General features: G+C 56.8%; 28 protein-coding genes and 1 pseudogene. 15 read left to right on the top strand and 14 right to left on the bottom strand.

Annotation, left to right across the window (positions count from 1 at the left end):
- Window positions 1-58 precede the first annotated feature (58 nt).
- From ACR0ER_RS04620 to ACR0ER_RS04605, 4 genes are all read left to right on the top strand, one after another.
- The gene (locus tag ACR0ER_RS04620) at window positions 59-739 is read left to right on the top strand and encodes a type 1 glutamine amidotransferase (RefSeq protein WP_480767919.1); all 681 of its coding nucleotides are present in this window, start codon (window positions 59-61) and stop codon (window positions 737-739) included.
- Window positions 739-2,097: a glutamine synthetase family protein gene (locus ACR0ER_RS04615; RefSeq protein WP_480767918.1), complete on the top strand. Its 1,359-nt coding sequence runs from the start codon at window positions 739-741 to the stop codon at window positions 2,095-2,097. Before ACR0ER_RS04620 ends, ACR0ER_RS04615 begins: the two co-directional genes overlap by 1 nt.
- An 8-nt stretch (window positions 2,098-2,105) precedes the next feature.
- Window positions 2,106-3,410: an NAD(P)/FAD-dependent oxidoreductase gene (locus ACR0ER_RS04610; RefSeq protein ID WP_480767917.1), complete on the top strand. Its 1,305-nt coding sequence runs from the start codon at window positions 2,106-2,108 to the stop codon at window positions 3,408-3,410.
- A 113-nt stretch (window positions 3,411-3,523) separates the two neighbouring features.
- Window positions 3,524-4,738, top strand: a complete 1,215-nt coding sequence (locus ACR0ER_RS04605; protein WP_480767916.1) for a DegT/DnrJ/EryC1/StrS family aminotransferase — start codon at window positions 3,524-3,526, stop codon at window positions 4,736-4,738.
- Window positions 4,739-4,741: 3 nt separating this feature from the next.
- On the opposite strand, the gene ACR0ER_RS04600 is transcribed toward ACR0ER_RS04605, so the two are convergent.
- The 4 genes from ACR0ER_RS04600 to ACR0ER_RS04585 form a co-directional block, all read right to left on the bottom strand.
- A complete protein-coding gene (locus tag ACR0ER_RS04600) occupies window positions 4,742-5,503 on the bottom strand; it encodes a trypsin-like serine peptidase (protein WP_480767915.1) in 762 nt (253 codons plus the stop codon).
- Window positions 5,504-5,513: 10 nt separating this feature from the next.
- Window positions 5,514-6,068, bottom strand: coding sequence for a polyhydroxyalkanoate synthesis repressor PhaR (phaR, locus tag ACR0ER_RS04595; protein ID WP_480767914.1), 555 nt, complete (start codon window positions 6,066-6,068; stop codon window positions 5,514-5,516).
- 134 nt (window positions 6,069-6,202) lie between these two features.
- Window positions 6,203-6,649 (bottom strand): phasin family protein, encoded by a 447-nt coding sequence (locus tag ACR0ER_RS04590; RefSeq protein WP_170329304.1) that lies wholly within the window; start codon window positions 6,647-6,649, stop codon window positions 6,203-6,205.
- A 130-nt stretch (window positions 6,650-6,779) separates the two neighbouring features.
- Window positions 6,780-8,582: a PHA/PHB synthase family protein gene (locus ACR0ER_RS04585; RefSeq protein ID WP_480767913.1), complete on the bottom strand. Its 1,803-nt coding sequence runs from the start codon at window positions 8,580-8,582 to the stop codon at window positions 6,780-6,782.
- Window positions 8,583-8,698: 116 nt separating this feature from the next.
- Between ACR0ER_RS04585 and phaZ the strand changes: the two genes are divergently transcribed.
- Window positions 8,699-9,970, top strand: coding sequence for a polyhydroxyalkanoate depolymerase (gene phaZ, locus ACR0ER_RS04580; protein ID WP_170329306.1), 1,272 nt, complete (start codon window positions 8,699-8,701; stop codon window positions 9,968-9,970).
- A gap of 29 nt (window positions 9,971-9,999) precedes the next feature.
- The gene (locus ACR0ER_RS04575) at window positions 10,000-10,560 is read left to right on the top strand and encodes a DUF6151 family protein (RefSeq protein WP_480767912.1); all 561 of its coding nucleotides are present in this window, start codon (window positions 10,000-10,002) and stop codon (window positions 10,558-10,560) included.
- Here ACR0ER_RS04575 and ACR0ER_RS04570 read toward each other — a convergent pair.
- The 4 genes from ACR0ER_RS04570 to ACR0ER_RS04555 all read right to left on the bottom strand — a co-directional run bounded on the left by ACR0ER_RS04570 (window position 10,551) and on the right by ACR0ER_RS04555 (window position 13,729).
- Window positions 10,551-11,267: an alpha/beta fold hydrolase gene (locus tag ACR0ER_RS04570; protein ID WP_480767911.1), complete on the bottom strand. Its 717-nt coding sequence runs from the start codon at window positions 11,265-11,267 to the stop codon at window positions 10,551-10,553. The genes ACR0ER_RS04575 and ACR0ER_RS04570 overlap by 10 nt on opposite strands.
- A gap of 85 nt (window positions 11,268-11,352) precedes the next feature.
- Window positions 11,353-11,967: a hypothetical protein gene (locus tag ACR0ER_RS04565; protein WP_480768020.1), complete on the bottom strand. Its 615-nt coding sequence runs from the start codon at window positions 11,965-11,967 to the stop codon at window positions 11,353-11,355.
- Between the two features lie 20 nt (window positions 11,968-11,987).
- Window positions 11,988-12,980 (bottom strand): alpha/beta hydrolase, encoded by a 993-nt coding sequence (locus tag ACR0ER_RS04560; protein WP_480767910.1) that lies wholly within the window; start codon window positions 12,978-12,980, stop codon window positions 11,988-11,990.
- On the bottom strand, window positions 12,980-13,729 hold the full coding sequence (locus ACR0ER_RS04555; protein WP_480767909.1) for an alpha/beta hydrolase: 750 nt from the start codon (window positions 13,727-13,729) through the stop codon (window positions 12,980-12,982). Before ACR0ER_RS04555 ends, ACR0ER_RS04560 begins: the two co-directional genes overlap by 1 nt.
- Window positions 13,730-13,923: 194 nt before the next feature.
- Between ACR0ER_RS04555 and thrS the strand changes: the two genes are divergently transcribed.
- The 5 genes from thrS to ACR0ER_RS04530 all read left to right on the top strand — a co-directional run bounded on the left by thrS (window position 13,924) and on the right by ACR0ER_RS04530 (window position 18,603).
- Window positions 13,924-15,882, top strand: coding sequence for a threonine--tRNA ligase (thrS, locus tag ACR0ER_RS04550; RefSeq protein WP_480767908.1), 1,959 nt, complete (start codon window positions 13,924-13,926; stop codon window positions 15,880-15,882).
- Window positions 15,883-16,104: 222 nt separating this feature from the next.
- Window positions 16,105-16,392, top strand: coding sequence for a BufA1 family periplasmic bufferin-type metallophore (locus ACR0ER_RS04545; RefSeq protein ID WP_170325388.1), 288 nt, complete (start codon window positions 16,105-16,107; stop codon window positions 16,390-16,392).
- A gap of 71 nt (window positions 16,393-16,463) precedes the next feature.
- Window positions 16,464-17,321, top strand: coding sequence for an MNIO family bufferin maturase (bufB, locus tag ACR0ER_RS04540; protein WP_480767907.1), 858 nt, complete (start codon window positions 16,464-16,466; stop codon window positions 17,319-17,321).
- Window positions 17,318-18,079 carry an HvfC/BufC family peptide modification chaperone gene (locus tag ACR0ER_RS04535; RefSeq protein WP_480767906.1) on the top strand — a complete coding sequence of 254 codons (762 nt, stop codon included), beginning with the start codon at window positions 17,318-17,320 and terminating at the stop codon, window positions 18,077-18,079. Before bufB ends, ACR0ER_RS04535 begins: the two co-directional genes overlap by 4 nt.
- Entirely contained in the window at window positions 18,076-18,603 is a 528-nt protein-coding gene (locus tag ACR0ER_RS04530) for a DoxX family protein (RefSeq protein ID WP_170329314.1), read from the top strand. The genes ACR0ER_RS04535 and ACR0ER_RS04530 overlap by 4 nt, the downstream gene beginning before the upstream one ends.
- 1 nt (window position 18,604) lies before the next feature.
- Here the strand turns inward: ACR0ER_RS04530 and ACR0ER_RS04525 are convergent, their stop codons facing one another.
- On the bottom strand, window positions 18,605-18,973 hold the full coding sequence (locus ACR0ER_RS04525) for a hypothetical protein (RefSeq protein WP_480767905.1): 369 nt from the start codon (window positions 18,971-18,973) through the stop codon (window positions 18,605-18,607).
- Between the two features lie 41 nt (window positions 18,974-19,014).
- Window positions 19,015-19,332 (bottom strand): ArsC/Spx/MgsR family protein, encoded by a 318-nt coding sequence (locus ACR0ER_RS04520; RefSeq protein ID WP_170329316.1) that lies wholly within the window; start codon window positions 19,330-19,332, stop codon window positions 19,015-19,017.
- Between the two features lie 216 nt (window positions 19,333-19,548).
- Between ACR0ER_RS04520 and ACR0ER_RS04515 the strand changes: the two genes are divergently transcribed.
- Window positions 19,549-19,755 (top strand): cold-shock protein, encoded by a 207-nt coding sequence (locus tag ACR0ER_RS04515; RefSeq protein WP_008758035.1) that lies wholly within the window; start codon window positions 19,549-19,551, stop codon window positions 19,753-19,755.
- 80 nt (window positions 19,756-19,835) lie between these two features.
- On the opposite strand, the gene ACR0ER_RS04510 is transcribed toward ACR0ER_RS04515, so the two are convergent.
- The gene (locus ACR0ER_RS04510; RefSeq protein ID WP_480767904.1) at window positions 19,836-20,144 is read right to left on the bottom strand and encodes a hypothetical protein; all 309 of its coding nucleotides are present in this window, start codon (window positions 20,142-20,144) and stop codon (window positions 19,836-19,838) included.
- Between the two features lie 45 nt (window positions 20,145-20,189).
- Between ACR0ER_RS04510 and ACR0ER_RS04505 the strand changes: the two genes are divergently transcribed.
- From ACR0ER_RS04505 to ACR0ER_RS04495, 3 genes are all read left to right on the top strand, one after another.
- A complete protein-coding gene (locus ACR0ER_RS04505; protein ID WP_480767903.1) occupies window positions 20,190-20,492 on the top strand; it encodes an adenylate/guanylate cyclase domain-containing protein in 303 nt (100 codons plus the stop codon).
- A gap of 250 nt (window positions 20,493-20,742) precedes the next feature.
- Window positions 20,743-22,047: a ferredoxin reductase family protein gene (locus tag ACR0ER_RS04500; RefSeq protein ID WP_480767902.1), complete on the top strand. Its 1,305-nt coding sequence runs from the start codon at window positions 20,743-20,745 to the stop codon at window positions 22,045-22,047.
- A gap of 327 nt (window positions 22,048-22,374) precedes the next feature.
- Window positions 22,375-22,920 (top strand): flavodoxin domain-containing protein, encoded by a 546-nt coding sequence (locus ACR0ER_RS04495; RefSeq protein ID WP_480767901.1) that lies wholly within the window; start codon window positions 22,375-22,377, stop codon window positions 22,918-22,920.
- A 99-nt stretch (window positions 22,921-23,019) separates the two neighbouring features.
- On the opposite strand, the gene ACR0ER_RS04490 is transcribed toward ACR0ER_RS04495, so the two are convergent.
- From ACR0ER_RS04490 to ACR0ER_RS04480, 3 genes and pseudogenes are all read right to left on the bottom strand, one after another.
- A complete protein-coding gene (locus ACR0ER_RS04490) occupies window positions 23,020-23,865 on the bottom strand; it encodes a universal stress protein (protein ID WP_480767900.1) in 846 nt (281 codons plus the stop codon).
- A gap of 88 nt (window positions 23,866-23,953) precedes the next feature.
- Entirely contained in the window at window positions 23,954-24,331 is a 378-nt protein-coding gene (locus ACR0ER_RS04485; RefSeq protein ID WP_170329322.1) for a nuclear transport factor 2 family protein, read from the bottom strand.
- A gap of 394 nt (window positions 24,332-24,725) precedes the next feature.
- Window positions 24,726-25,406: pseudogene (locus ACR0ER_RS04480) on the bottom strand (IS6 family transposase); the annotation flags it as partial.
- Between the last annotated feature and the right edge of the window lie 31 nt (window positions 25,407-25,437).

Genomic DNA, 25,437 nt, shown 5'->3' with positions numbered 1-25,437 from the left:
CCCCCTTGCCCGCTTGAATTCGGTGGGCTAAAATAAATTTGATCAAATTTGGTGACCCATGAAAATCGGCATCTTGGTAACTGGCCACCCGCCTGACGAATTGCGCGAACAATTTGGCGCATATGACGCGATGTTTAGAACTCTGCTGGATGGAAACGGCTTTGAGTTCGAAAGCTATGCGGTCGTCGACAATCAGTTCCCCGACAGCGCGGATAAGGCCGATGGTTGGGTCATCACCGGCTCGCGCCACGGGGCATATGAAGACCACGCGTGGATTCCACCGCTGGAAGACCTTATCCGCGAAATCTGGACGAACGGCCAACCCTTGATCGGCGTCTGTTTCGGCCACCAGATCATCGCGCAGGCTCTTGGCGGCAAAGTCGAAAAGTTCTCGGGCGGCTGGGCCGTCGGGCGGACAGACTATGACTTTGACGACCAGACAGTGACTCTGAACGCTTGGCATCAGGATCAGGTTGTCGAATTGCCCGAAGGGGCCAAGGTGACCGGCTCGAATGCTTTCTGCCGCAACGCCATGGTCGCCTATGGCGACACGATCTGGACTGTTCAGGCACATCCGGAATACGGTGACGGCTTTATCAAGGGCTTGATGGAAACCCGCGGCAAAGGCGTTGTGCCTGATGACCTGATGCAAGCGGCCGCCAATCGCCTGCCCGCCAAGGATGACAATCCAAAGATCGCGCAGCACATGGCAGAATTTCTGAAGAAAGAGAGGGCCTGATGGCCGACTGGAAAGATCAGCTGCCACAGGCAGCCCGGACCTATATCGAAGGCCAGCGACTGGATGAGGTCGAGTGCATCATCTCGGACCTGCCCGGAATTGCCCGAGGCAAGGCGGTGCCTGCGTCGAAATTTGCCAAGCAGTCCTATTTCCACCTGCCCGACAGCATCTTTTACCAGACCATCACTGGTGACTGGGGCGAGGCCGCAGGTGAAGACGGGTTCATCGAACGGGACATGATCCTCAAACCGGATTTCACAACCGCCTCTGCCGCGCCATGGACCGGCGACTGGACGCTGCAGGTGATCCACGACGCATATGACCGGGACGACAACCCGATCCCGTTCAGCCCCCGCAACGTGTTGAAACGTGTGGTGCAACTGTATCACGACAAGGGTTGGAAGCCGGTCGTTGCGCCCGAGATGGAGTTCTTTCTGGTCGCCCCAAACGTGGACCCGGCCCAAGGGATCAAGCCAATGATGGGCCGCTCGGGTCGTCCGGCAGCCGCACGTCAGGCCTATTCGATGACGGCGGTGGATGAATTCGGCCCGGTGATCGACGACATCTATGATTTCGCAGAACACCAGGGGTTTGAAATCGACGGCATCACGCAGGAAGGCGGCGCGGGCCAGTTAGAGATCAACCTGCGCCACGGCAACCCGGTCAAGCTGGCCGACGAAGTGTTCTATTTCAAACGCCTGATCCGCGAAGCCGCCCTGCGCCACAACTGCTTTGCCACATTCATGGCAAAGCCGATCGAGGATGAGCCCGGCTCGGCCATGCACATCCATCACTCAATCATCGATATCGAGACGGGCCAGAACATTTTCTCAGGCCCGCAAGGCGGTGAGACAGACGCGTTCTATCACTTCATCGCCGGGCTGCAAAACCACCTGCCCGCCGGACTGGCGGTGATGGCACCCTATGTGAACTCCTACCGCCGCTACGTGAAAGATCACGCCGCCCCGATCAATCTGGAATGGGCACGCGACAACCGCACCACCGGTATTCGTGTGCCTCTGTCCGGTCCTGAGGCTCGAAGGGTCGAAAACCGCATCGCCGGGATGGACTGCAATCCTTATCTGGGCATCGCTCTGTCGTTGGCCTGCGGTTATCTGGGTCTGATCCAGCAGGAACGCCCGCGCCGTCAGTTCTATGGCGACGCCTATGAAGGCGACGGCGATATCCCTCAGGTCATGGGCAACGCGCTGGACCTGTTCGACGAAGCCACCGCGCTGCACGAAGTCCTCGGCCCCGAATTTGCCCGCGTCTATGGCATCGTTAAACGCGCAGAGTACGAAGAGTTCCTGCAAGTCATCTCTCCATGGGAGCGTGAACATCTGCTGATGAACGTCTGATACGCGCGATGAACCTGCTCTATGCCAATGACCTCAAGGCCGAGTATCCGGCCAGTTGGTACGCTGCAATGGCCAATTCTCTGGATCGATTTCCCGCACTTTCTGGGGATGGAAAAGCTGACGTTTGCGTGGTCGGAGGCGGCTATACCGGCTTGTCCGCCGCACTACACCTGGCCGAGGCCGGGTTCGATGTTGTGCTGCTTGAGGCGCACCGCGTTGGGTTCGGCGCGTCGGGCCGCAATGGCGGTCAGCTGGGCAGCGCGCAACGGATGGATCAGGAAGACCTTGAGCGATTGGTTGGTGATGACGACGCGGCGAAGCTCTGGGATTTGGCCGAGGATGCCAAGGATCTGGTCAAATCGCTGATCGCCAAGCATCAGATCGATTGCGACCTGAAACCCGGTGTGGCGGTCTTGGGTCTCAGTTCTGGCGAACAGCAAGAGTTGCACGATCACGCGGCGCATCTGTCTAACCGATACGGCTATGACCAGATGGAGTTACTGGACGAAGGCGCAGGCCACGCGCTGTGTCCTTCGCCGGCCTATCGCGGCGGCTATTTGGACATGGGTGCCGCGCATCTGCATCCACTGAACTTCGCACTGGGGCTGGCACAGGCAGCGGCGAAAGCCGGTGTTCGCATCTTTGAAAGCACCGAGGTTACGGGCGTTGACGAAACTCGTCCCGCCATCGTGCGCACTGCACAAGGGAACGTAACCGCAGACCATGTGATACTGGCCTGTAATGGGTACCTCGGCGACTTGAATGGCAAAGTCGCCTCACGCGTCATGCCGATCAACAACTTCATCGCGGCGACCGAGCCGTTGGGGGCAGACGCTGCCCGCGTTCTGACCCGCGATGTTGCGGTCGCCGACACCAAGTTTGTGGTGAACTATTTCCGTCTCAGCGCCGATAACCGACTGCTGTTCGGCGGCGGCGAGAGCTATGGCTATCGCTTCCCAGAAGATATTGCCGCCAAGGTCCGCAAACCGATGACCGAGATTTTCCCGCATCTGCGTGACGTGAAGATCGACTACGCCTGGGGCGGCACTCTGGCCATCACCATGCGTCGGATGCCCTATCTGGCGCGGGTTACGCCGAATATCCTGTCAGCCTCGGGCTATTCCGGCCACGGGGTTGGCACCGCGACCCATGCCGGGCAACTGATGGCACTGGCCATTCAGGGTCAGGCCGAAGGGTTCGACACCATGGCCCGCGTTCCTGCCCAACCCTTCCCCGGCGGCACAGCCCTGCGCAGCCCTCTGCTGGTGTTGGCAATGACGTGGTTTGCCCTGCGGGATCGCCTCGGGTTCTGACCTAAAGAATTTGCGACAGATTGGTGAAATTTCGCCCACAAGGCGATTGAGGGGTTTTATTGCCTCATGTTTAGCTTTATCTTTCCCAAAGATAGAATTCGGGAAAACCAAATATGACGCTTCCTCCAAACGTTCATGCCGCCGAACCCATCCCAGCAGCCGCCCGCGAAGCCATCGACGCCCTGATGCAGTCGGGGGACCTGTTCCGCTATACCGCACCGCAGGATGCACCAGTCTCTTTGCTTGAGGCTGAATTCGCCGCCTTGCTGGGTACGAAATACGCGCTGGCGGTTTCTTCTTGCTCGGCCGCATTGTTCCTTTCGCTGAAAGCGTTGGGCCTGCCGCGGGACGCGCGGGTGCTGATCCCCGGCTTTACCTTCGCCGCCGTGCCGTCGTCGATCGTGCACGCCGATTGCATTCCGGTGCTGTGCGAAGTGGCCGAGAACTATCGCATCGACATGGAGGATTTCGCTGCCAAGCTGGATAACGTGCAGGCGGTGATCATCAGCCATATGCGCGGCCACACGTCCGACATGGACGCGATCATGGCCCTGTGCAACCAACGCAATATTCCAGTGATTGAGGACGCGGCCCATTCGCTGGGCACCACGTGGCACGGTCAGAACATCGGCACCATCGGAAAGGTCGGCTGCTTCTCGTTCCAGTCTTACAAGATGATCAACGCTGGCGAAGGTGGCATCCTGATCACCGATGACGCCGATCTGGTGGCCCGCGCCGTGATTATGTCTGGCGCCTATGAGCATAACTGGAAAAAGCACAAAGGTCCGCATGGCGACAACTCGCCCGAGTTGGAGCAGGCCTTTGCCCGCTGGCAGAACCAACTGCCGCTTTATAACCTGCGCATGAGCAATCTGAGCGCCGCCGTGATCCGCCCGCAAATCCCGGAACTGGCGCGCCGTGTGGGTGACGGGCTGGCGAACCACGACTATGTGGCGGAACGTCTGAACACTTCGGATTACATCGACGTCCCCGCCCCACTGACACCGGAACGTCGCGCGCCGGATTCGATCCAGTTCAATCTGATCGGAATGGATGAGGCCGAGATCCGCGCCTTTGCCGCCGCCTCCGAAGCGCGCGGTGTGAAGGTTCAGGTTTTCGGTCTGAGCGAAGACAACGCCCGAGCCTTCTGGAACTGGCAATTCCTGCCCGAGAAGTTCGAACTGCCGCAGACGCGCGACATGCTGATGAAGGCCTGTGACGTCCGCCTGCCCGTTCGCCTCACGCGCGAAGAGCTGGACGTGATCGCCGATATCCTGCTGGCCTCGGTCGGCGAAGTAACCGGTCCGGTCCCGGTCTACGGCACCTGACTGTTAATGAGGGCCGAGGTCGAATAGATCAGTTGATAAAAACAACGCCGTGACCCCCTCGGGGGTTGCAGCGACGCGCGAAAGGATCGCAGCCACCTGCAGACCGTCGGGCGTTTCCACCAACAGCGGCGCGCCGGAATCCCCCATCATCACAGGGCAAACCGCCGTCAGAACCCCGCCCTGATGCCGTTGCGGAGGACAGGCTTCGGTTTGGCTGAGTACATGTGGCCGCACTCCGGGATACCCTGCAACAAAAGCCAAAGCATCATCGGCACTTGCAAGCGGCAGATATCCGACCTGCTGACCGATCAGTTCGCTGAGTTCCAGAACTGCCCAATCCAGATCAGTACGATTGTCAAACGCCCCGTCTTTGCCCTGGTCGGGATGCAGGCGATACCCTTTTACGTCTGACAATGCGACAGCCTCCCCTCTCTGATACCCGGCGGCAAACCGAATGCTTGAGGGCGGAATCCACCGTCGGCGTGGGGCATTGTACAGACAATGGGCGGCAGTCAGGACCAGCCGATCTGATACCAGAACGCCAGTGCAATGGGACCTCTGATCCCGACTGGCAAAGTTGATCCGCCCGATGGCGCGCCAAGGTGGCTGGCCTGCATCCAGAATCTCGCGATTGCGGACAGCCTCACATCCGGCACCGGATTGGCTGCCCAGCCTGCAGACCGGAGACCAGTTTTCCGAATAAACGCCCTGCGACAGCGAAGGCTGCGTCCAAAGTAATGCGACACTCAGGACCAGCCAGCGCATCGTTGCGCGGTCAGTTGAGCTTGGAGAGCTTTTGCTGCAACTCGGCAAGTTGCTTTTTGATTTCGTCCAGATCTTCTTTAGATTCCGGGTTTTCTTCGTCATCCTTGCCCAGCCCGGACCAGTTGCCGGACAGACCACCCGTCATCGCCTTCAAAAACGCCTGTTGCTGCGCCTGCATCGCCTCAAACCCCGGCATCTGCGACATCGGGTTCATGGCGTTCATGTTTTCCATCATCTTGCTTTGGCTTTCGCGCAGCATCTCAAACGAGCTTTGCAGGAATTGCGGCATCATCCCACCGCCCGGAATCATGTAGCTGCGCACCAGGTCGTTCAGAACATTCACCGGCAGAACGTTCTCGCCCCGGCTTTCATGTTCAGCAATGATTTGAAGCAGGTACTGCCGGGTCAGATCGTCACCGCTTTTCAGATCGATGATCTGAACTTCTCGACCGTCGCGGATAAACGCCGCAATATCTTCCAGTGTGACATAGTCGCTTGTCTCGGTGTTATACAGCCGACGGCTTGCATAGCGTTTGATCAACAGCGGTTTTTCTTGTTCTGGCACCGTTTGCCCTCCCCAAGGATGATGCGTTGCAGCAGAGATTATGCGACTGCAGAACAAAAAGAAAGGGCAGGTCAAAAGACCTGCCCTGCGCGATTGCACCCGTTGGGAGGATTGAGTGCGCCTCGCGGCATTCCTTACTTGGCAGTTGCAGCTTTCTTGGCAGCAGCTGTCACGTCGTTGGTTGCTTTCTTGACGGCAGCGGTTGCATCTTCAGCAGCTTCTTTGCCTGCAGCCATCAGCAGCTCGACGGTTTCTGTCTGCAGTTTTTTCGCGATTTCTGCGAAAGCAGCCATGTTTTCAGCAGCAACTTCAGCCGAAGCGCTTGCGAAATCGGTGGCGGCTTTTGCGTAATCGGCCGGCTCGGCTTTTGCTTTCGACATCTCGGTCAGCTTGGCCAGGGTGTCCTTGGTCCATTTGTTCGAGATTTCAGCCGACTTTTCAGCGGCTTCCAGAGCAACGCCTGACAGCTTTTCGTTCAGCGAAGCGGTCGATTTGAAGGCACCTTCCAGAGCGGTGGTGTCAACGGGGAATGCGCCCATCATTTCTTTCAGGGTCGCGGTAAAGTCTTGAGTCTTTGCCATTGTCCTAATCCTTTTTGCCGAACCGGGCCCACCCCGGCTTTCATCAGCTTGAGGACAATATGAATGCTGCGCCGCAGCATTTCAACTTTTTTTTGCTGCGGCGCAGTATTTTTTAAGTTTCAAAATGAAATCAGCCGTTTGGATGGGCCACAACATAGGTGCCGGGCGCCGGAGCTAACCGAGGGTGATCCGAATCACCGGTGTCACGCGCAGGAACCTGCTTGCCCGAGCGTTTCTTCAGCCATGCCTCCCACAACGGCCACCACGAACCTCCGTGGAAATCAGCCTCTTTCAACCAGGTATCAGCGTCTGCCTTCAGATCCGGGTTGGTATAGTGTCCGTATTTCTTCTTGCTGGGTGGATTGATGATGCCTGCGATATGGCCGGATTCCGAAACAACGAAGGTTTTGTTTCTCGACCCCATCTTCTGAACACCACGATAGCAGTCTTTCCACGCCGCGATATGATCTGTCTCGCATGTGACGGCCATCAGCGGCACATCCACGTCGCTGAGTTTCAACTTGTGACCGAACAGTTCAAACCCGTCAGTAGCAAATTCGTTACGCTGACACAGGCCACGAAGATACTCGACCGTCATCTTGGCTGGAAGATTGGCTCCGTCGCCATTCCAGTACAACAGATCAAAGGCCGGAGGCACCTCACCCAGCATGTAGCTGCGGATCGCCGGTCCATAGACCAGATCGCGCGAGCGCAGGAAGGACATGGTACGCGCCATGATCCAGGACCGCAGCACGCCCTCTTTGTTCACCTCTTCTTCGATCCCGTCGATGAAATCGTTCTGCAGGAAGGGTGTGAATTCCCCCTGCTCGGAAAAGTCGGTCAAGGCAGTAAACAAGGTTGCCGATTTGACTGATTTATCGCCACGCTGCTTCATCAGCGCCAGTGTCAGGCTGAGCGTGGTACCAGCGATGCAATATCCGATCGCATTGACCTGCTTGACCTTGCAGATCTTCTTGGCTTCTTCGATCGCGGTCAGGAACCCGTCGTGAATATAGTCCTCCATCCCGGTGTCGGCATAGCTTTCGTCCGGGTTCACCCAGCTGACGACAAACAGGGTATAGCCTTGCTCGGTCACCCATTTGATCAGGCTGTTCTGCGCCTTGAGGTCGAGAATGTAGAATTTGTTGATCCAGGGTGGGAACAGGACGATTGGCGTTTCATGGACTGTTTCGGTCGAGGGCTTGTACTGGATCAACTCCATCATGCGGTTGCGATAGACCACGTCACCCGGCGTCGTCGCCAGATTTCCGCCAACTTCAAACGCGCTCTCGTCGGCCAGCTTGACGACCAGTTCACCATTGTTGGCCTCCAGGTCCGAGACAAGGTTCTCGAGGCCCTGAATCAAAGACTGGCCTTCGGTTTCAACGGCCTTCTGCAGCGCGTCCGGGTTTGTCGCCAGAAAATTCGTGGGCGACATCATGTCGATGATCTGCTGCGAGAAGTAACCCAGACGCTGTTTGTCCTTGGCATCCAAATCATCGACTGATGCGACAGCTTGGGCGATGGCCTCGGAATTGGTCTGGTATTGCTGGCGGATCAGCCGGAAATAGGGGTTGGTCTCCCAAAGCGGGTTGGAGAACCGTTTGTCGCCGGGCCTGGTATCTTCGCCTTCAACTTCGCCCGTAGTCATCGCCTGCTGCGCCTCGGCGAAGTTGAGAACCGACTTACCCCAGAATTCTATCTGTTGCTCCAACAACTTGGCGGGATTTTGCCAAGCATCGGTCCAATATGCCGTTGCTGCTCGTGCGAAAAGCTCCTGATTCGGACCGTCCAAAGCCGGCGTATGCGACTTTTTCGTAGCCATGACTTCGATCAGCCTCTTTGAGAGCGCTTCAACCTTCTCCATATTTTCTTTAAGGCGTTCAATGTTTTCTTCAGTCAATTCCGGCGTCTGGTCTTCACTTGTTGTCATTTTAACAATTCCCGCTTAATCTCGCTGCTACGCAGAATAACGTCGTGGGTCTCGGGGGGCAAAGCGGCGAATGGTCCGAACTTAATACAGGCTGACACGCAGGAGGCCCCTTTTTCATGCGCTACATGATGACTTACGACTTGATGGAAACGATGCGCAACACCAACCAGTGGATGGGCGCAACTGCCAGCGCCTTTGCATCTTATCCTATGTTCTCGATGGTTCCCAACCCCGCTTTCAGTATGATGGCAGCCTGGGGTGAGGTGACCGAGCGGACATTCCAACGCATGATCGTTAAACCCGACTGGGGTATCCGCACCTTTACCTGCGAGGACGGCAAGGACCATCTGGTCGATGTGACCACTGTTGTCGAACGCCCTTTTGGTGATCTGGTCCATTTCCGGGTAAACGGCCGCGAAGAACAGCCCCGCAAGGTTCTGCTGGTCGCGCCGATGTCGGGGCACTATGCCACACTGCTGCGGTCGACCGTGAAAAGCCTGCTGGTCAATTGCGAAGTTTACATTACCGACTGGCATAACGCGCGCGACATTCCCGTGTCCGAAGGCAAGTTCGATGTCGAGGACTATACACTCTATCTTGTCGATTTCATGAAGGAACTTGGCCCGGACACCCATGTTGTGGCCGTCTGCCAACCTGTTCCGCTGACGCTGGCCGCAACGGCTTATCTGGCCGAGGTTGAGCCCAAGGCGCAACCCAGCACCCTGACCCTGATCGGTGGCCCGGTCGACCCCGACGCCACCCCGACCGACGTGACGGACTTTGGCCGCCGCGTCACAATGGGTCAGCTGGAAGAAACCATGATCCAGCGCGTTGGCTTCAAGTACAAGGGCGTGGGCCGCATGGTCTATCCCGGCCTGTTGCAGCTGGCGTCGTTCATGTCGATGAATGCGGATCGCCACTCCAAGGCGTTCTCGGACCAGATCCAGCGCGTGATGCGCGATGAGGCCTCGGACCACGATGCCCATAACCGCTTCTACGATGAATATCTGGCCGTCATGGATATGACCGCCGAGTTCTACCTGTCCACGGTTGAACGTATCTTCAAAAACCGAGAGATTGCGAAGAATGAATTCGTGGTTGCCGGCCATAAGGTCGATATCGGCAAGATCACCGATGTTGCCGTCAAGACGGTCGAAGGCGCCAATGACGACATCTCGGCCCCCGGCCAGTGTATCGCGGCACTGAACCTGTGCACCGGTCTGCCGGAATCGAAAAAGGCTAGCCATGTTGAGCCCGGTGCCGGTCACTATGGCATCTTTGCCGGGCGCAGCTGGCGCGACAATATCCGGCCGCTTGTTATTGACTTCATGAACGCCAATTCGCGCAAATCGAAACGCCGCGCCGCCAACAGCAACAAGGTGGCCTAACTTCTGTGCGCAGGAGAGCGGCAAAGGAAATGCCCTTCTCCTGCAATTGCGGCAAGCTTAGCGGGCATATAACGGCTGCCGGTGTTCAATCCGGCACCCATGTTGCCTGCTACTGCCATGATTGCCGCGCGGCTCAGCTGTATTTCGGGCGACCCGACCCGGCCCCCGGCCCTGTCGACGTATTGCAAATGAGCCCGGAAGACATCCGCATCGATAGCGGCGCGGAACATCTGGCGCTGATGCAACTCAGCCCCAAGGGCATGTTGCGATGGTACGCCAGTTGTTGCAACGCCCCGATCGCAACGACATCGCGGACAGCCAGGTTCCCCTTCGCTGGTTTTATCGTCAAGCGCATCGCCGATCCGGGTGTTCTTGGTCCGGTCACCACCCGTGGTTTTGTGCCACAACCGGACGGCAAGCAGTCACACGAAAAACTGCGCTACGCAGCGGTTGGGCTGCTGTCACGCCTGACGAAATCCTGGGTGTCAGGCAGTTGGAGGAACACACCATTCTTCAACACCGATACCGGCGAACCCGTAGTGGCCCCGACGATCCTCAGCAAGACTGAGCGCGCGAAGTTTTACACGTAGACCGCCCGCGCGGGTGTGCACAGCCATTTGGTCAGCGCGTCATTCACAACCCTAGCCGCTTCCAACGTCGGCAGATGCCCGGCCCCTTCGACGACCTGCAGTTCAGCGTCGGGGATCATATCCGCCATGAAGGCGTGTTTTCTCTGTGGCACCAGAGTGTCGTGTACGCCGCACAGAACCAGCGTCGGTACCCGGATGCGCCTCAACTCACCCTGTTGATCCGGACGCCTTTGCAGGGCACGAACCTGGCGTTCGAACACTGCAGGCCCTAAATCCAGAGCCATTTCAATCAGGCTGTTCAATATTGGAATGCGCCGCGGTCCCGGAGCCAGTGCGTCAGACCCGATGACCTGCCGCATCACGTCCTCAAGCCGCCCTGCCTTCGCCCCGACCAAGAGCTCCTCGCGCGCGACGGCCAACTGAGGTGTATCTGCCTGCGCATCCGCCGCCATCAGGCACAAGCGCGACACCCGGTCCGGCGCGCGGCGGATAAGTTCCAGTGCCACCACGCCGCCCATCCCCAGCCCGCCCAGCGCAAAGCGATGCGGCAACTGGTCCAGCAGGGCCGAGGCGATCTCTTCAATCCGTTCCCCCAGCGAAACAGGCGCAACCATCACGGCACGCTGACGCGACAGACAATTGATCTGGGGTTCAAAAATCCGTGCATCGCACATCATTTCGGGCAGTAAAACCAGCGGCTCGATCACGCGGGGCCTCGTAAAATTCGACCTTTTCGGACGTTATTCTTACTCTACAGCATGAGAGGTTTTGCGGGCGTGGGCAAGTTAAACTTCAGGGATAGTTGATGCCCCGGAAGGTCGGGAAATCCGCATACCGTTCGTGCCTCATAGACAGGTCCTCTTCTGGCTCGGCACCGGGGCGAAGCAAACAGCCTCGCGGTGCGATATAGCTGTCGATCCGGCGATGGGGCTTGGGCCTCCAAACCAGGTTGAAGGCACAGAGTTTGGGAAAAAACCAGATTTCTGAATAGTCCAGATGGTCGTGCATCCACCACGCCAGATCGCGCCAATCCCGCCCTGCCTCGTACTGATCGGCAAACCACGGGATGACGATTGAGGCACCCGCAATGCGCGCGTCACCCTCGCCCCGGTCCCAGATGTGACATTCCAGAGGGTTGTCGTTCCGGGCGCAGTTCAGACGGTTCTCATTCCCGAACCGGTTCAACGAAGGTGAACGATATCCGGACCGAACCGCGACCCGCCCGAAGGTCTCCTCAAGCGGGTCTAGCAGGGTCTGGCAAAATGCGCGACCGGTCTCGATGGCCAGATCGGGATTGTCGGGAAGGTTCTGTTTTTCATGGAAATTCCCGATCTCAGAGTACAGGAAATCCCGCATGAAAAAATGCCGGGACAGGCGCACGCGACCAAGCGTTTCAAGGCTCCACATGCTGCCCGGCTTGCGCATCGCTACTCGATCCCTATCCCTTTGAGCCAGTCCAGAATGCCCGTCAAAGTGGCGTCAGTCTGCCCCGGAGACATCAATCGCCCGGCGACTACGTGTGACGCAGGATCGTCCCCCGGCCCCATTGTCACCAGATTGACCGTTGAAGGACCGCCCCAGCTTTCGGCCACCTTATGCGTTCGGTCGGGCCGCACCACCTGATCGTCGTCCGAGAACCAGAACAACGCCGGCACCTGTGCGCCCGAGAAGTCCAGCGCATAGACGGTTTCAACCAGCACGGTCATCGGCACGACGGCCTCCCACGGGTAGACTGACGTCCAATATTTGTTCTTTTCGGGGTCCGGGCCAGAGACGTCGCGTTCCTCTCCCATCACCAACGGCAGCCATTCGCGCGCCCATGGCAAAGCAGGAAGCCCCGCGCCGGGCGTATTGACCCCAAAATTGGGCGATACAAAGATCATCGCCGCAACATCCTGACTGAGTTCCGGGTCCATTGCGGCAGCTGCAGCCAGGGTTCCACCGGTCGATGTCGACATGACCACAACCTTGTGGCCAACGGCTCGCGCTGCCGCCAATCCCTCGGCCATGTCTTGCATCCAGCCAGTGGCCGTTGCCTCGGCCATTGCGGGGCCAGCCCGTCCATGACCCTGCAGTCGTGTATAGACCAGATTGGCCCCCAGTGCGTCGGCCACCCTGTCCGGCACGGGCCTAATTTCCTCGGATGAAGCGGAAAAGCCGTGCACGTAAAGAACAGAAATCGACGTGCGTTGTTCTTTGAAACCGTCCTGCCAAATCACCCGTTTCTCGACGCCCGGAACAATGTCGTCGAAGGCAGATTCCGTACTTTCGAAATAGACCTGAATGCCCTCACCAAATTTGCGCGGATCAAAGCGCGGATGCAAATCAACCTCCTCGCGCGGCCCGAACCAGTAGATCAACCCAGCAAGGACAATCAGGACCAACAGTAGACGGCCCAGTATCCAACCAAATCGCTGCATCAGGTGCTCCCCATTACCTCAAGCACCGCATTCTCGATCAGACCCAGGCAGGGACCGTCCGAGAACCGATGGTCGGCATCCTTGACTAACAACAGGCGTATGTCCGCGCCCGAGGCGTGGTTCAGCAAACGCACAGCCGTTTCGGTGGACACTGCAGTGTCCGCCGTACCCTGCAGGCAGCGCACGGGAAAAGGCAGGCTCAGTTTGTCGCGCAACACAAGCTGTTGCCGCCCGTCTTCGATCATCCGCTTGGTTATAATGTAGGGCTCCATGTAGTCCGAGGGCAGTTCGACATGCCCAACGGTATCTAGGGCTTCCTTTTGCGCGTCACTGAACGACGCCCAATAACCGTCCTCGGTAAAATCCGGCGCAGCTGCGATGGTCACCATCCCTGCAATCCGCTCGGGCATCGCCTTGGCCAGCAACAGCGCTTGCCACCCGCCCATCGAGGATCCGACGACAATCAGCGGCCCCTCGGTCAATTCGGAAACGGCCGCCACAGTATCCTGATGCCAGTCACCGATGCAGCCTTCTTCAAACGTCCCCGAGCTTTCGCCATGGCCGGAATAGTCGAACCGCAAAAACGCCTGCCCGCGCGCTTGCGCCCAGGCCTCCAGATGCACCGCCTTGGTGCCCTCCATATCCGACTTGAGTCCACCTAGGAAAACAATGGTCGGGCCAGAACCTTCGCTCTTGTGATAGGCCAATTGCCGCCCCTGCGGTGTTTCCAGAAAATCCGTCGCAGTCATGAAACCCTCTTTCTATTTAAGAAACATCATGCACGGCAAACCAGTGGTCGCAATTCCCGAATTTCAGCGCCCCACAGAATCGACGCCCGCCCCTTCTGCTCTTGACAGGTTATGCTGCACCTGCCAAATCAGCGCGACACACATAACCCGCAACCGGGCGTTCAGTGGGCGCCAAACCGACGAGGAGAGCCGATATGGCCTTAGACTCACAGTCAGTCTCTCTCAAATTTCCCGATGGCAATTCACGTTCCTTTGACGCAGGCGTCACGCCCGCGCAGGTGGCAGCCGATATCTCGAACTCGCTGGCGAAAAAGGCCATCTCGGCCACTGTGAACGGCCAGCACTGGGACCTGCAGTGGCCCATCGAAGCCGATGCCGATATTGCCATCCACACCATGAAGGATGAAGAACAGGCCAATGAGCTGATCCGCCACGATCTGGCCCATGTCATGGCCCGCGCGGTTCAGGAAATCTGGCCCGCGACCAAGGTCACCATCGGCCCCGTCATCGAAAACGGCTGGTACTATGACTTTGACCGTGAAGAACCGTTCACGCCCGAAGATCTTGGCCTCATCGAGAAAAAGATGAAAGAGATCATCAACAAGCGCGACCCCGTCACCACCGAGGTCTGGGACCGTCAGCGCGCGATCGAGTTCTACAAGGCCAACAATGAGCCCTACAAAGTTGAGCTGATCGAAGCCATTCCCGGCGATGAGCCTCTGCGCATGTACTGGCACGGCCATTGGCAAGACCTGTGCCGTGGGCCGCACCTGCAGCACACTGGCCAACTGCCCGGCGACGCGTTCAAACTGATGTCCATCGCAGGCGCGTACTGGCGCGGTGACAGCGACCGCGCGATGCTGCAGCGCATCTACGGTGTGGCCTTCACTGGCAAGGAAAAGCTGAAAGCGCACCTGCATATGCTGGAAGAGGCCGCCAAGCGCGACCACCGCAAGCTGGGCCGCGAGATGAATCTGTTCCACATGCAGGAAGAGGCTCCGGGTCAGATCTTCTGGCACCCGAATGGCTGGAAAATCTACACCACCCTGCAAGACTACATGCGCCGGATGCAGGAGCGTGACGGCTATGTCGAGGTGAACACTCCGCAGGTCGTTGACCGCAAACTGTGGGAGGCTTCGGGCCACTGGGACAAATACCAGGAAAACATGTTCATCGTCGAAGTCGACGAGGAACATGCCCGCGAAAAGGCGATCAACGCGCTGAAGCCAATGAACTGTCCGTGCCACGTGCAGGTGTTCAATCAGGGCTTGAAGTCTTATCGCGACCTGCCGCTGCGTATGGCCGAGTTCGGCTCGTGCGCGCGCTATGAACCGTCTGGCGCGCTACACGGAATCATGCGGGTGCGCGGGTTCACGCAAGACGATGGCCACATTTTCTGCGCCGAGGATCAGATCGAATCCGAGACCGCCAAGTTCATCGCGTTCCTGTCCAAGGTTTATGCCGATCTGGGCTTCCATGACTGGACGATCAAACTGTCCACGCGCCCGGAAAAGCGCATCGGATCGGATGAAAGCTGGGATCTGGTCGAAAAGGCTCTGGGCGATGCCTGTAAGGCCGCCGGATATGATTATGAAATTCTCGAAGGGGAAGGCGCGTTCTACGGGCCGAAGCTGGAATTCACGCTGACCGACGCAATCGGCCGGACGTGGCAGTGCGGCACGCTGCAGGTTGACCCCAACCTGCCCGAGCGTCTGGACGCCAGCTTTATCGGAGCTGACGGCGCGAAGCATCGCCCGTTCATGCTGCATCGGGCAACTCTGGGGTCGTTCGAGCGCTTCATTGGCATTCTGATCGAAGAACACGCCGGCAAGCTGCCCTTCTGGCTGGCCCCGCGCCAGGTCGTGGTCGCCTCGATCACGTCCGAGGCGGATGACTATGTCATGGAAGTGGTCGAAACGCTCAAGGCCGCAGGTGTCCGCGCCGAGGCGGATATCCGCAACGAGAAGATCAACTACAAAGTCCGCGAACACTCGGTCGGCAAGGTACCGGTCATTTTGGCCGTAGGTCATCGCGAAGTTGAAGAGCGCACCGTCAGCGTCCGGCGCCTGGGCGAAAAACAAACGCAGGTTCAACCGCTTGAAGCTGTAACAAATGAGCTGTCGAAAGCGGCAACCCCGCCAGACCTGCTGTAACATTAGGCGATAATTCGCCCTGTATCCGGCCCCAGAATAGGGGCCGGATTGAAACATTTTCCCTTTTTCTTTTCAAAAACAATTTGTTACCCTTCAAGAGGACATGCCATGTCCTGACGGGGTTGTGAGACACGGGCTCGTGAATTCAACTGCAGCCCCGCAAGCACTACCTTTGTCATTGTCACAAGCAGACATACGCAGTCATCAAAAGGGATTACCGAGATGTCGAACACCGCAAAAACACTGGTTATCGCAAGCGCAGTCGCAGCCGCCGTTTCAGGCGCAGCAACCACTGCAACCGCACAGGCCAAAGAGAAATGCTATGGCGTATCGCTGGCCGGTCAGAACGACTGCGCCGCAGGCCCCGGCACAACCTGCGCAGGCACCTCGACCGTTGACTATCAGGGCAACGCCTGGACTCTGGTCGACGCAGGCACCTGCGCCGATATCGAACTGCCGGACAACCGCAAAGGTTCGCTGGAACCGCTGGACCGCGACCTGCCGGCATAAGCCCACGCTTTCAAGAACCGAAGGGGCGGGCCATATCGCCCGCCTCTTTCTCGTGATTGGAGAGCACGCACATGTTGGACAATTCGACCAGACCGAACAATCTGCCAGCCGCACCGGGCGTTGGCTACAAGCCTCAGCACTTTGCGCAGATTCTGGACCACGCCAACCCCGTCGCATGGCTTGAGATTCACGCCGAGAATTACATGGGTGACGGTGGCCGTCCCATTGCACAGCTGCGTCACCTGTCGGAACAGTTTCCAATTTCCGTCCATGGCGTCGGCCTGTCGATCGGCGGCGAAGGCCCACTAGACGTGGTTCATCTTTCCCGTCTGAAACATTTGGTCGGCTGGCTGAACCCCGCCAGTTTTTCCGAACATCTGGCTTGGTCCACCCATGACAGCCATTTCCTGAACGACCTGCTGCCCCTGCCCTATACCGACGCCACGCTGGACCGCGTCTGTAACCACATTGATCAAGTGCAGGACACCGTTGGACGGCAGATGCTGCTCGAAAACCCCTCGAGCTATCTGGCGTTTGAGGAAAGCACATGGTCCGAACCAGACTTTCTGCGCGAGATTTCACGCCGCACAGGCTGCGGCTTGCTGCTGGACGTGAATAACGTCTTTGTCTCGGCCACCAATCTGGATTTCTCACCTCAAGGCTATATCGACGCTTATCCTCTGGACAAGGTGGGTGAGATTCACCTCGGTGGCCATGATGAGGACGAAGACGATCACGGCCACCCGCTGCTGATCGACAGCCACGGGCGCGAAGTGGTCGATCCGGTCTGGGCTTTGCTGGACTACGTTCTGGAACGCTCTGGCCCGAAACCGGTGCTGATCGAGTGGGACACGGACGTCCCCGACTGGCCCGTTCTGCGGGCCGAGGCAGACCGCGCACAGGCGGCCTTGGACCGCATCCCGGCATGAGCGTTTCGCAAACAACCTTCCACGCGTCATTGCTGGACCCGTCGGCAGCTATCCCCGAGGGGTTGCTGGACGCCGGTGCGCAGCCCGCCGGACGCCGGTTCAGCGTGTACCGCAACAATGTGGCCGTCTCCCTGACCGAGGCGATGCATCAAGCCTTTCCTGTGATCACCAAACTTTTGGGGCCGCAGAACATGGATGGCCTGTCGGGGATATTCCTACGCAAACACCCCCCCTCTTCCCCCCTGATGATGTTCTATGGTGAGGCGTTTCCGGACTTCCTGACCGGAATGGAGCAGCTATCCCATCTGGGCTATCTGCCCGACGTCGCACGACTGGAGTTGGCGCTGCGCCGATCTTACCACGCAGCCGACAGCACACCCGCTCCGGCGGAGGCGCTCGCCGTGCCGCCAGAAGATATCATGCGGGCACGGTTGCGGTTCGCCCCGGCCATGCAGGTTTTGGCCTCAGACTGGCCGATTTTCTCGATCTGGCGCTTCAACACCGAAGAGGACGCGCCCAATCCGGCGCCCGGACCCGAGGCTGTACTGATCACCCGACCCGACTATGACCCGGCTCCGCACCTGCTGCCCGAGGGCGGCGTGCATTGGATCGCGGGTCTGCAGGCCGGACAAACCATTGGCGACGCGTTTGAAGAAACCGCGGCCAAATTCCCCGATTTTGACCTTGGGGCCACTCTGGCGCTGCTTTTGCAAGGCGGCGCAATAACCTCTGTGACTATCGAAAGGCTGGCGACATGACTGCCCTGATCTCATTGCACAACAACACCCTGGGACGGTTAGAAATGACCGCTGGCTGGTTGACCCCGACCTTGGCGCGGCTGGTCTTTGCGGCGACGTTGCTGATCTACTATTGGAACTCGGCTACAACCAAGCTGGGCAGCGGATTCTTCGGGTTCCTCCGCCCATCAGACGGTGCCTATGTACAAATCTTTCCCAAAGCGATGGAAGCGGTCAGCTATGACAGTTCGCAATTGGGTATCATGCACTGGGCCATTGCCGTCGCGGGGACATGGGCTGAATTCCTGCTGCCTGCGCTGATTGTAATCGGCCTGCTCTCGCGGTTTGCCGCATTGGGCATGATCGCGTTTGTCTGGGTTCAGACCATTGTGGACGTCAACGGACATGGCACTGAACTGGGCAGCTACTTCACCAACGCCGTGAGCTTGCTGGATGACCGGACGCTTTGGTCCTTCGTGCTGCTGGTGATTGTGATCAACGGCGCAGGCCCGCTGTCGGTTGACCGTATCCTGCGCATCAAGTGATCTAGAAATGTGCCTTGGGCTCGTCCGGTTTACCCGCGGCCAGCCCAAGGAGGCCCGCTACGGCCGCAAACGCCACCGGAAACATGGTGAAAACGTTGAAACCAAAGGCGTAGTACATGCCAGCGGCTGAGATCAGCAACAACGCCCCCCCGACCAAAGCACGCGCTTGGGCCATCGCGCCACCGGCGATGGCCAGCAGAGGTGCAATGATCGACACCACTTGTATGACCTGAGCGTTGTCCACCTGTTCGGCCAAACCCTCGATCTCACCGTAAGTATCGATGAGTTCGACATAGCCGTATCCGACAAAGCCAACGATCATCCCGATCAATCCGGCAATGACGCCCAGAATCATAGCTGCGTTGCGCATTCAAAACCCTCTAACTTGCGTCAATTCACATAGTTACCCGGTCACGCAACGCCAAGCCCCTGTTTCGTTTCCGCAGTCCAGCCCAGATACAGCGTGCCGTCTTGCTCGATCAGGGGGCGCTTCATCAGAGTCGGATTGTCCGCAAGCAGCTCCAACGGAGGCCGCGCGCGTTCCGCATCATCCAAACCCCGCCAGGTTGTCGAGCGGGTGTTGAGCAAAGCCCCGCCGAAGGTATCAAAAGCCCGCGCAAGCACGGAATCCGGCACGCCGTCGGCCCGAACGTCGACAAATTCTGCATCTGGCAGTGATTTCAGCGCCTTACGGCAGGTGTCACAGGTCTTCAGGCCAAAAAGGCGCATCTGCGGGGGTCTCCTGTATCTGGTTCAATTTTCGGCAATTTTGCCGGATCGCTTCGGTAATTCTTGATTTTTTACTTCACCGTGCAATGTTGAAAAAGACGAAACACGCAATCCGGGCTGTATCGTGTGGGCGATACAGTGATGTGTTGCGGCGGCGTCAACCACTACCCCCACCAATTTTGTGGGACAACGTGAAAGTAGAAGGAGACACGGGAAATGCCAACTGGCACCGTGAAGTGGTTTAATACCACGAAAGGCTACGGGTTTATTGCCCCCGATGAAGGCGGCAAGGACGTATTTGTTCATATCTCGGCCGTTGAACGGTCCGGTCTTACCGGGCTCGCTGACAATCAGAAAGTCTCGTACGAGCTGCAAGACGGACGCGACGGCCGCCAAATGGCAGCTGATTTGAAGCCACTATAAAAAACCGCGGTCTGCGGGTTATCAAAACAGGCCAACGGCCAATTATCGGCCGTTGACCATCCTTCAAAGGTTAGAAAACCTTACCCTCGCGCCGGGTCGACCTTGGCATGAGTGTACCAATTTTCGCCCATCGCCACGATGCAGGACGTCCCAGTCGCATAGGTGACCACCATCGTCCAGTCACCGGATTTGCTGGTCCAGACCTCCATTAGTTGCTCAGGTCCGCGAATGCCGGTCGCCGCACGTTCCGAGCCGAACTGACGTTCCAGCTTTTCGTGCATCCGGGCGGTCGGCTCGCAAATCACCTCGGCAATCGGAGATTTGGCCTGCGCTGCGGGTGACAGTGCGAGGCACAGGCACGTGGTTCGGATTGCGGTAGAAAGCGTCATGAGTTGAATGTAACAACTTCATGACGCTCTGTATAGACAAACGATATGCGTGAACTTTGCGCCGATTGGAAGAAATTGGGCCATCAGCTCGGCTTCGGCATCGGGATCTCTTACGGCTATGCAACGGTCGGTATCGTCGGCTCCGAAGGTCGCTTCGACTGCACTGCCTCAGGAACATCAATCAACACAGCAGCTCGGCTCTGCGATATGGCGGAGAACGATAAGGTTCCCATTTTACCTCGGACCTGGGCCGCAATTGAAGGTGAGCTTGAAGCAGAAAGCCGAGGAGAGGCAAAGATCAAAGGCATAAGGAAGCTGGTCGAAATCTTCGCTGTGCTAGCTAAATAGCTTTGACGGCGAAAGATTTTAGAATTTCTTGCCCCAGGATCGTCAAGTATGGGCAGGAAGAGGCAGTTTACAGCCGATTATGTGGGAAAACGACGTGTTGCGAACGCAGAAAATGCGACGCTGGCGGGACCGCGCGTTCCTTTCTGGTTAGCACCGATCTAAGTAGTCTTGATCGGAACCCTAGGTCAGCTTAGCGTCTGTTCTGAATAAGCCCGAGTTGCCTGCCTTTAGCACAGTGGAGCAAAAACGTATGAAATGGCCTTATCTGGCGCTGATTTACGTTTTGCTGATCTTGGCTCCCTTGGGTTTTTCTTGGTCTCTGGGATGGCCACCGCGATCATTTCATCAAGAGCTCGCGTCCGGGCTTGGAATGCTTGCGTTTTCAATAATCTTAGTCGAGTTTCTGCTGTCTGGGCGGTTCAGGTTCATCTCTTCCGGCTTGGGTATGGATGTGACCATGCGGGTGCATCAGTTGATGGCGCGTACAGCACTCGGCTTTGCGCTGATACACCCGCTTCTTTATCAGGGTACGCCTTCTGGCGGACGCCGCCCATGGGATGAAACAAACCAAATTACGATTTCGACCGACTTTTCAGCGCTGGTATCGGGCATCGGCGCTTATTTTTTACTGTTCATTCTGGTCGCCTCGGCAATTGCCCGTAAATCCCTTGATTACAAGTACGAGACATGGCGCCTATTTCACGGGCTGGGAGCCTTGGTGATTGCCTGCCTCCTGTTGCACCACACTGTCTATGCTGGGCGCTACGGTGGGCATCCGCTATTGACGTACCTCTGGCTTGCCCTGACCAGTATTGCAGTCGGAACTTTGCTGTATGTCTATCTCGTTCGGCCTTTGCGTCAGAGGAAAAGGCCGTGGCGCGTCACGTCTGTGTCTCGACTAACACCGAGGCAATGGGAGTTGCGTATCAAGCCAGATGGTCACAACGGACTAACATTCGAAGCAGGGCAGTTTGCTTGGCTAAATGTAGGCCACAGTGCCTTCTCGCTGCACGAGAACCCATTCTCGATTAGTTCGGCACCAGCCGAAGGCCCCGAAGTTTCATTCCTGATAAAGGAACTTGGGGATTTCACATGCAGTCTCGGACAGATCGCTCCGCAAGCCCCAGTCTATCTGGATGCCCCACACGGGAATCTGTCGATCAGCCACCGCCCTGAGAAAGGCATTGTTCTTATCGCAGGTGGTGTCGGGATCGCGCCCATGCTGAGCATTATGCGTCAAGTACGGTTGAGTGGAACACAGCGTGATCTCAAGCTTATCTATGGCAACCGGGTGGAGGAGCAGATTGTTTATCTCCATGAGTTGTCCAAAGAAGAAACAGTATTTGCTCTATCCGAACCACCAAAGGATTGGTCCGGAGAAACAGGATTGATCGACGGCCCCCTGCTGGACCGCAATTTGTCTTCTGAACAATTTGAAAGCTGGCTTTTTGTTCTCTGCGGCCCCCCTGCCATGATGGACGCCGTCGAAGATCATCTGATCGCACGGGGCACCGCGTCCCACCGGATTTTGTCTGAAAGGTTTGACTATGATTAGACTGCTCAGAAACCTGCCCACACGCAAACAGGTGAAGTCCGCAGTTTGGTGCATCAGTTTCATAGTCTTCATCGCTGTCTTGGCCTTTTCCTTACGGTAGCCAGGCAGACTATTAAGCCTTGGCTAACTTCAAAACTATCAGTCGAAAAAGGCTGATTTGCTTGGAGATGTATGTCGTCGCGAACTTCCTCAAAAGACCTAATCTGCGAGGACAGAAAAGGAGTTTCACAACTCTCCCTAGTAACGCCTTTGATGGAGATCAAGGGCAAAGCACGCCTCTTATTCATAATCAGCAATCTATTCAGACCGATTTATGGGAGGATCGGAATGACCGTACTCATCGCCTTCGCTACAGTTGAAGGCCAGACAGCAAAGATTGCGCGCTTCATCAGCAGTGTCGCGAAGAATGCCGGTTTCAACGCAAAGCTGATCAATACCGATGAAATGTCCAGCCTCGTTTCGCTTGACGATGTGGTCAAGGTTGTTCTTCTGGCCCCTGTCCACGAGCGTAGACACCCCGAGTCATTCGAGGCTTTTGTCGCTTCAAATAGAGATGCCCTAATGAAACGAAAGTCTCTCGTGCTTTCCGTCGGTCTAAAAGCTGCTTTCGCGTCAGGTCGAGAAGAAGCGCGCGACTATCTCAATGAAATGTTAATGCGAACAGGTTTTGAACCAAATGCGACGGCGTTGGTCGCAGGCGCAGTGAAGCCGGAAAACTACGGGTATTTTGAGAGGGAGATCCTTAATCACGTTGTCTTGCTTGGTCAAAAAATCGATCCACAAGATGGGGTACGGGAATTTACTGACTGGGATGAACTGACGTCAATTGTGATAGATTTTCTTGGCGGAACCGGTCAGGCAAATCAACATTAACCTCAAGCGAGTACTCAATAACAACTGGCTATTCCCGTATTACCCGATGAACGCATAGAGCCACCTATCCCAGCAAATCACAGTCGCCAGTTTTCTTCATCAGTGTCCGAATACCACTGGCAACCTTGTCTGCTCCAACATTGCTTGCGTCGTTCCCCCAAATACCGACTGACGCAAATGGGAATGCCCGTAGGCGCCCATAACAACGAGGTCGGCCCCCAGTTCTCGTGCGCGTTCTTGAATGCAGTGTTCAATTGAATTCCCGCCGCACGGGAACTGCGACACGGTCACGGTGCAACCGTGATGGCTAAGCCATCCAGCTAGGTCAGTTCCGGGCACTTGACCTTTTACGTCATCAGGCGACGGCAAATCAAAACACCCAATCACAACGTCATTGGCCGCCAGAAGAATGGGTAAAGTTAAATGCGCAACCCTAGACGCAGGCAGGCTATCATTCCATGCCAATAAAATGCAGTCGCGTTGGGCAAACGGATCGCCGTTTATCATCAGGGCTACCGGCGAATGGAACAATACTCCGTAGGCGATCTCATGAAACAAATCGGGGTCTTTTCGCAACTCAGCGTCTAGAAAGGCGATATCAGAGCTATTGGCTTGACCAGCCACAAGATGCTTTAACTCTGTTCCAGATCCCATAAAGGCAATTACATTTGCAGATACGCCCTGCCCGACCAGGAGCGCTTCAACTTCTGTGGCGCGGGACTTCAAGGCGGCATTTTTTCTGTTAAGAACATCCAACCAGTTTGAAGGAAGACCCGCCTCAACGAACCTGTTTGATCCATACTTTAGGTAAGGCAGGTTGGGTAAGTCCGCGATCAACACGCAATTCAAGTGACTGTTCTGGTTACGGGAAGTTTCAGCGCATTCCAAAATCGACGCGTCGTCAGTATCAATTCCTACGTAATATGCCACTGTTCTGTATTGCATTCCCGACCTCCGTCCGGAATTTCAATTTGCCCGAGAGCCGTGCGCACGGATTAAACCAAAGAAGAGACAATGTTGTTGGTCGATCTTCTTACTTCGGCAGCATGAAGAACTCTTCCAGCACAATCTTGCCGTCCGCCACCGAATACTCTGCGATCTCGCGCAGGGTCATACGCTCACCCGTAGCCTTCTGAATCACTTCAGCTCTGAAGCGTACTCCAAAGCGGTTGGGTGGGTGGACGTAGGGCCCATCCACTTCTAGTTCTTGGATTTCATGCGACGCCAACCAATCCTCTCTTTTTCCCTTGATGGCTTCTCGACCCTTTGTAACGCGGAATTGTCGAACCGGAGGCACAACAGCCTCTATCGACTGCGCGTTTTCGGCATACATCTCATCAACACTTCCAAGGCCCCTGCGCTCACGCATGGCCTGGACGAATGATCTTCCGATTTCAATCAACTCTTCCATGAATCCTCCCCCTGTATTGCCATTGACTGTACCACTTCTTGCCCGTTCAAATCTTGACAAGGATCAAAAAGCAATTTGACGGAAATTGTGCGACCGGTTCGAACCAGCCCCAGTTAAGTCAGCATAGCTGCCCTTCATGCAGTACCAAGCTTGCGCCATTCTGCACGGGTACTGTCAGAGGAATAGCATCCTGTCGTCGTTCTTGTTTCACCATCCGGGCAAGAGAGCGCAATGAAAAGATAAGTAAAGAAAAAGACTTTGCAGAGCGGTGCGAAACCGAAAACCAAGCATCCCAAAAGCCGTCTACAAAAGGCTCTCCATGCGCCCATTCACTAAAGAAGGGTGCTGTCAGACGAATTCGAACCAGTCTCAGCTATGTCAATATCGCTACTCTTTATGCCGCACCAAGCTTGCACCACTCGGCGAGAGCAACGGTGCATGTCAGCTTGAAGGTGTCCCGGCTGGCTAGCGATCTTTCCTGGTTGAAGTGGTTGTAGACAGAAGAACGAACGGCGGCGAACTTCTGCAAACTTCGCATCCGTCTGAAACGTTGCATGGCGCGTTCGCGTCGTTGAAACGGGAGGTGTGAGTTCTCAACCCGGTTAATGAGCCACCTGCCCGTCTTCTGCTTTTCCGTCACACCGAGTTCTCTGAGTACCGCCCGATAGGATGCGAAGCGATCCGTGACCAACTCGTTCACTGTGCCGTGCCGCTTCATAAATTTCCTGAGTAATTTCAATGCCGCCGGCTTGTTTCGACGCTTGGTGACCACGGTTTCAAGCACCTCGCCTTCATGATCTACTGCACGCCACAGATAATGCCGCTTGCCATTCACTTTTACGAAGGCTTCATCCCCGTGCCATTTCGATTTTGAGTATGCCCGCAACTGTTGGAACCGTGTTCTCCGGATTTCCGATGCGAACATCGGGCCGAAACGGCTCCACCAATTTCGCACTGTCTCGTGGCTGAATTCGATGCCACGCTCATGCAGCAGGTCTTCTACATTTCGAAGCGATAGCGGGAACCGAACGTAAAGCATCACCGCAAGGCGGATGATCTCGGGACTGGTTTTGAACTATTTGAAAGAGGCAAGTCTGGTCATGAGC

This window comes from Ruegeria sp. CH8 (assembly GCF_056536985.1).
This window is presented reverse-complemented; position numbering and strand designations above follow the sequence as displayed.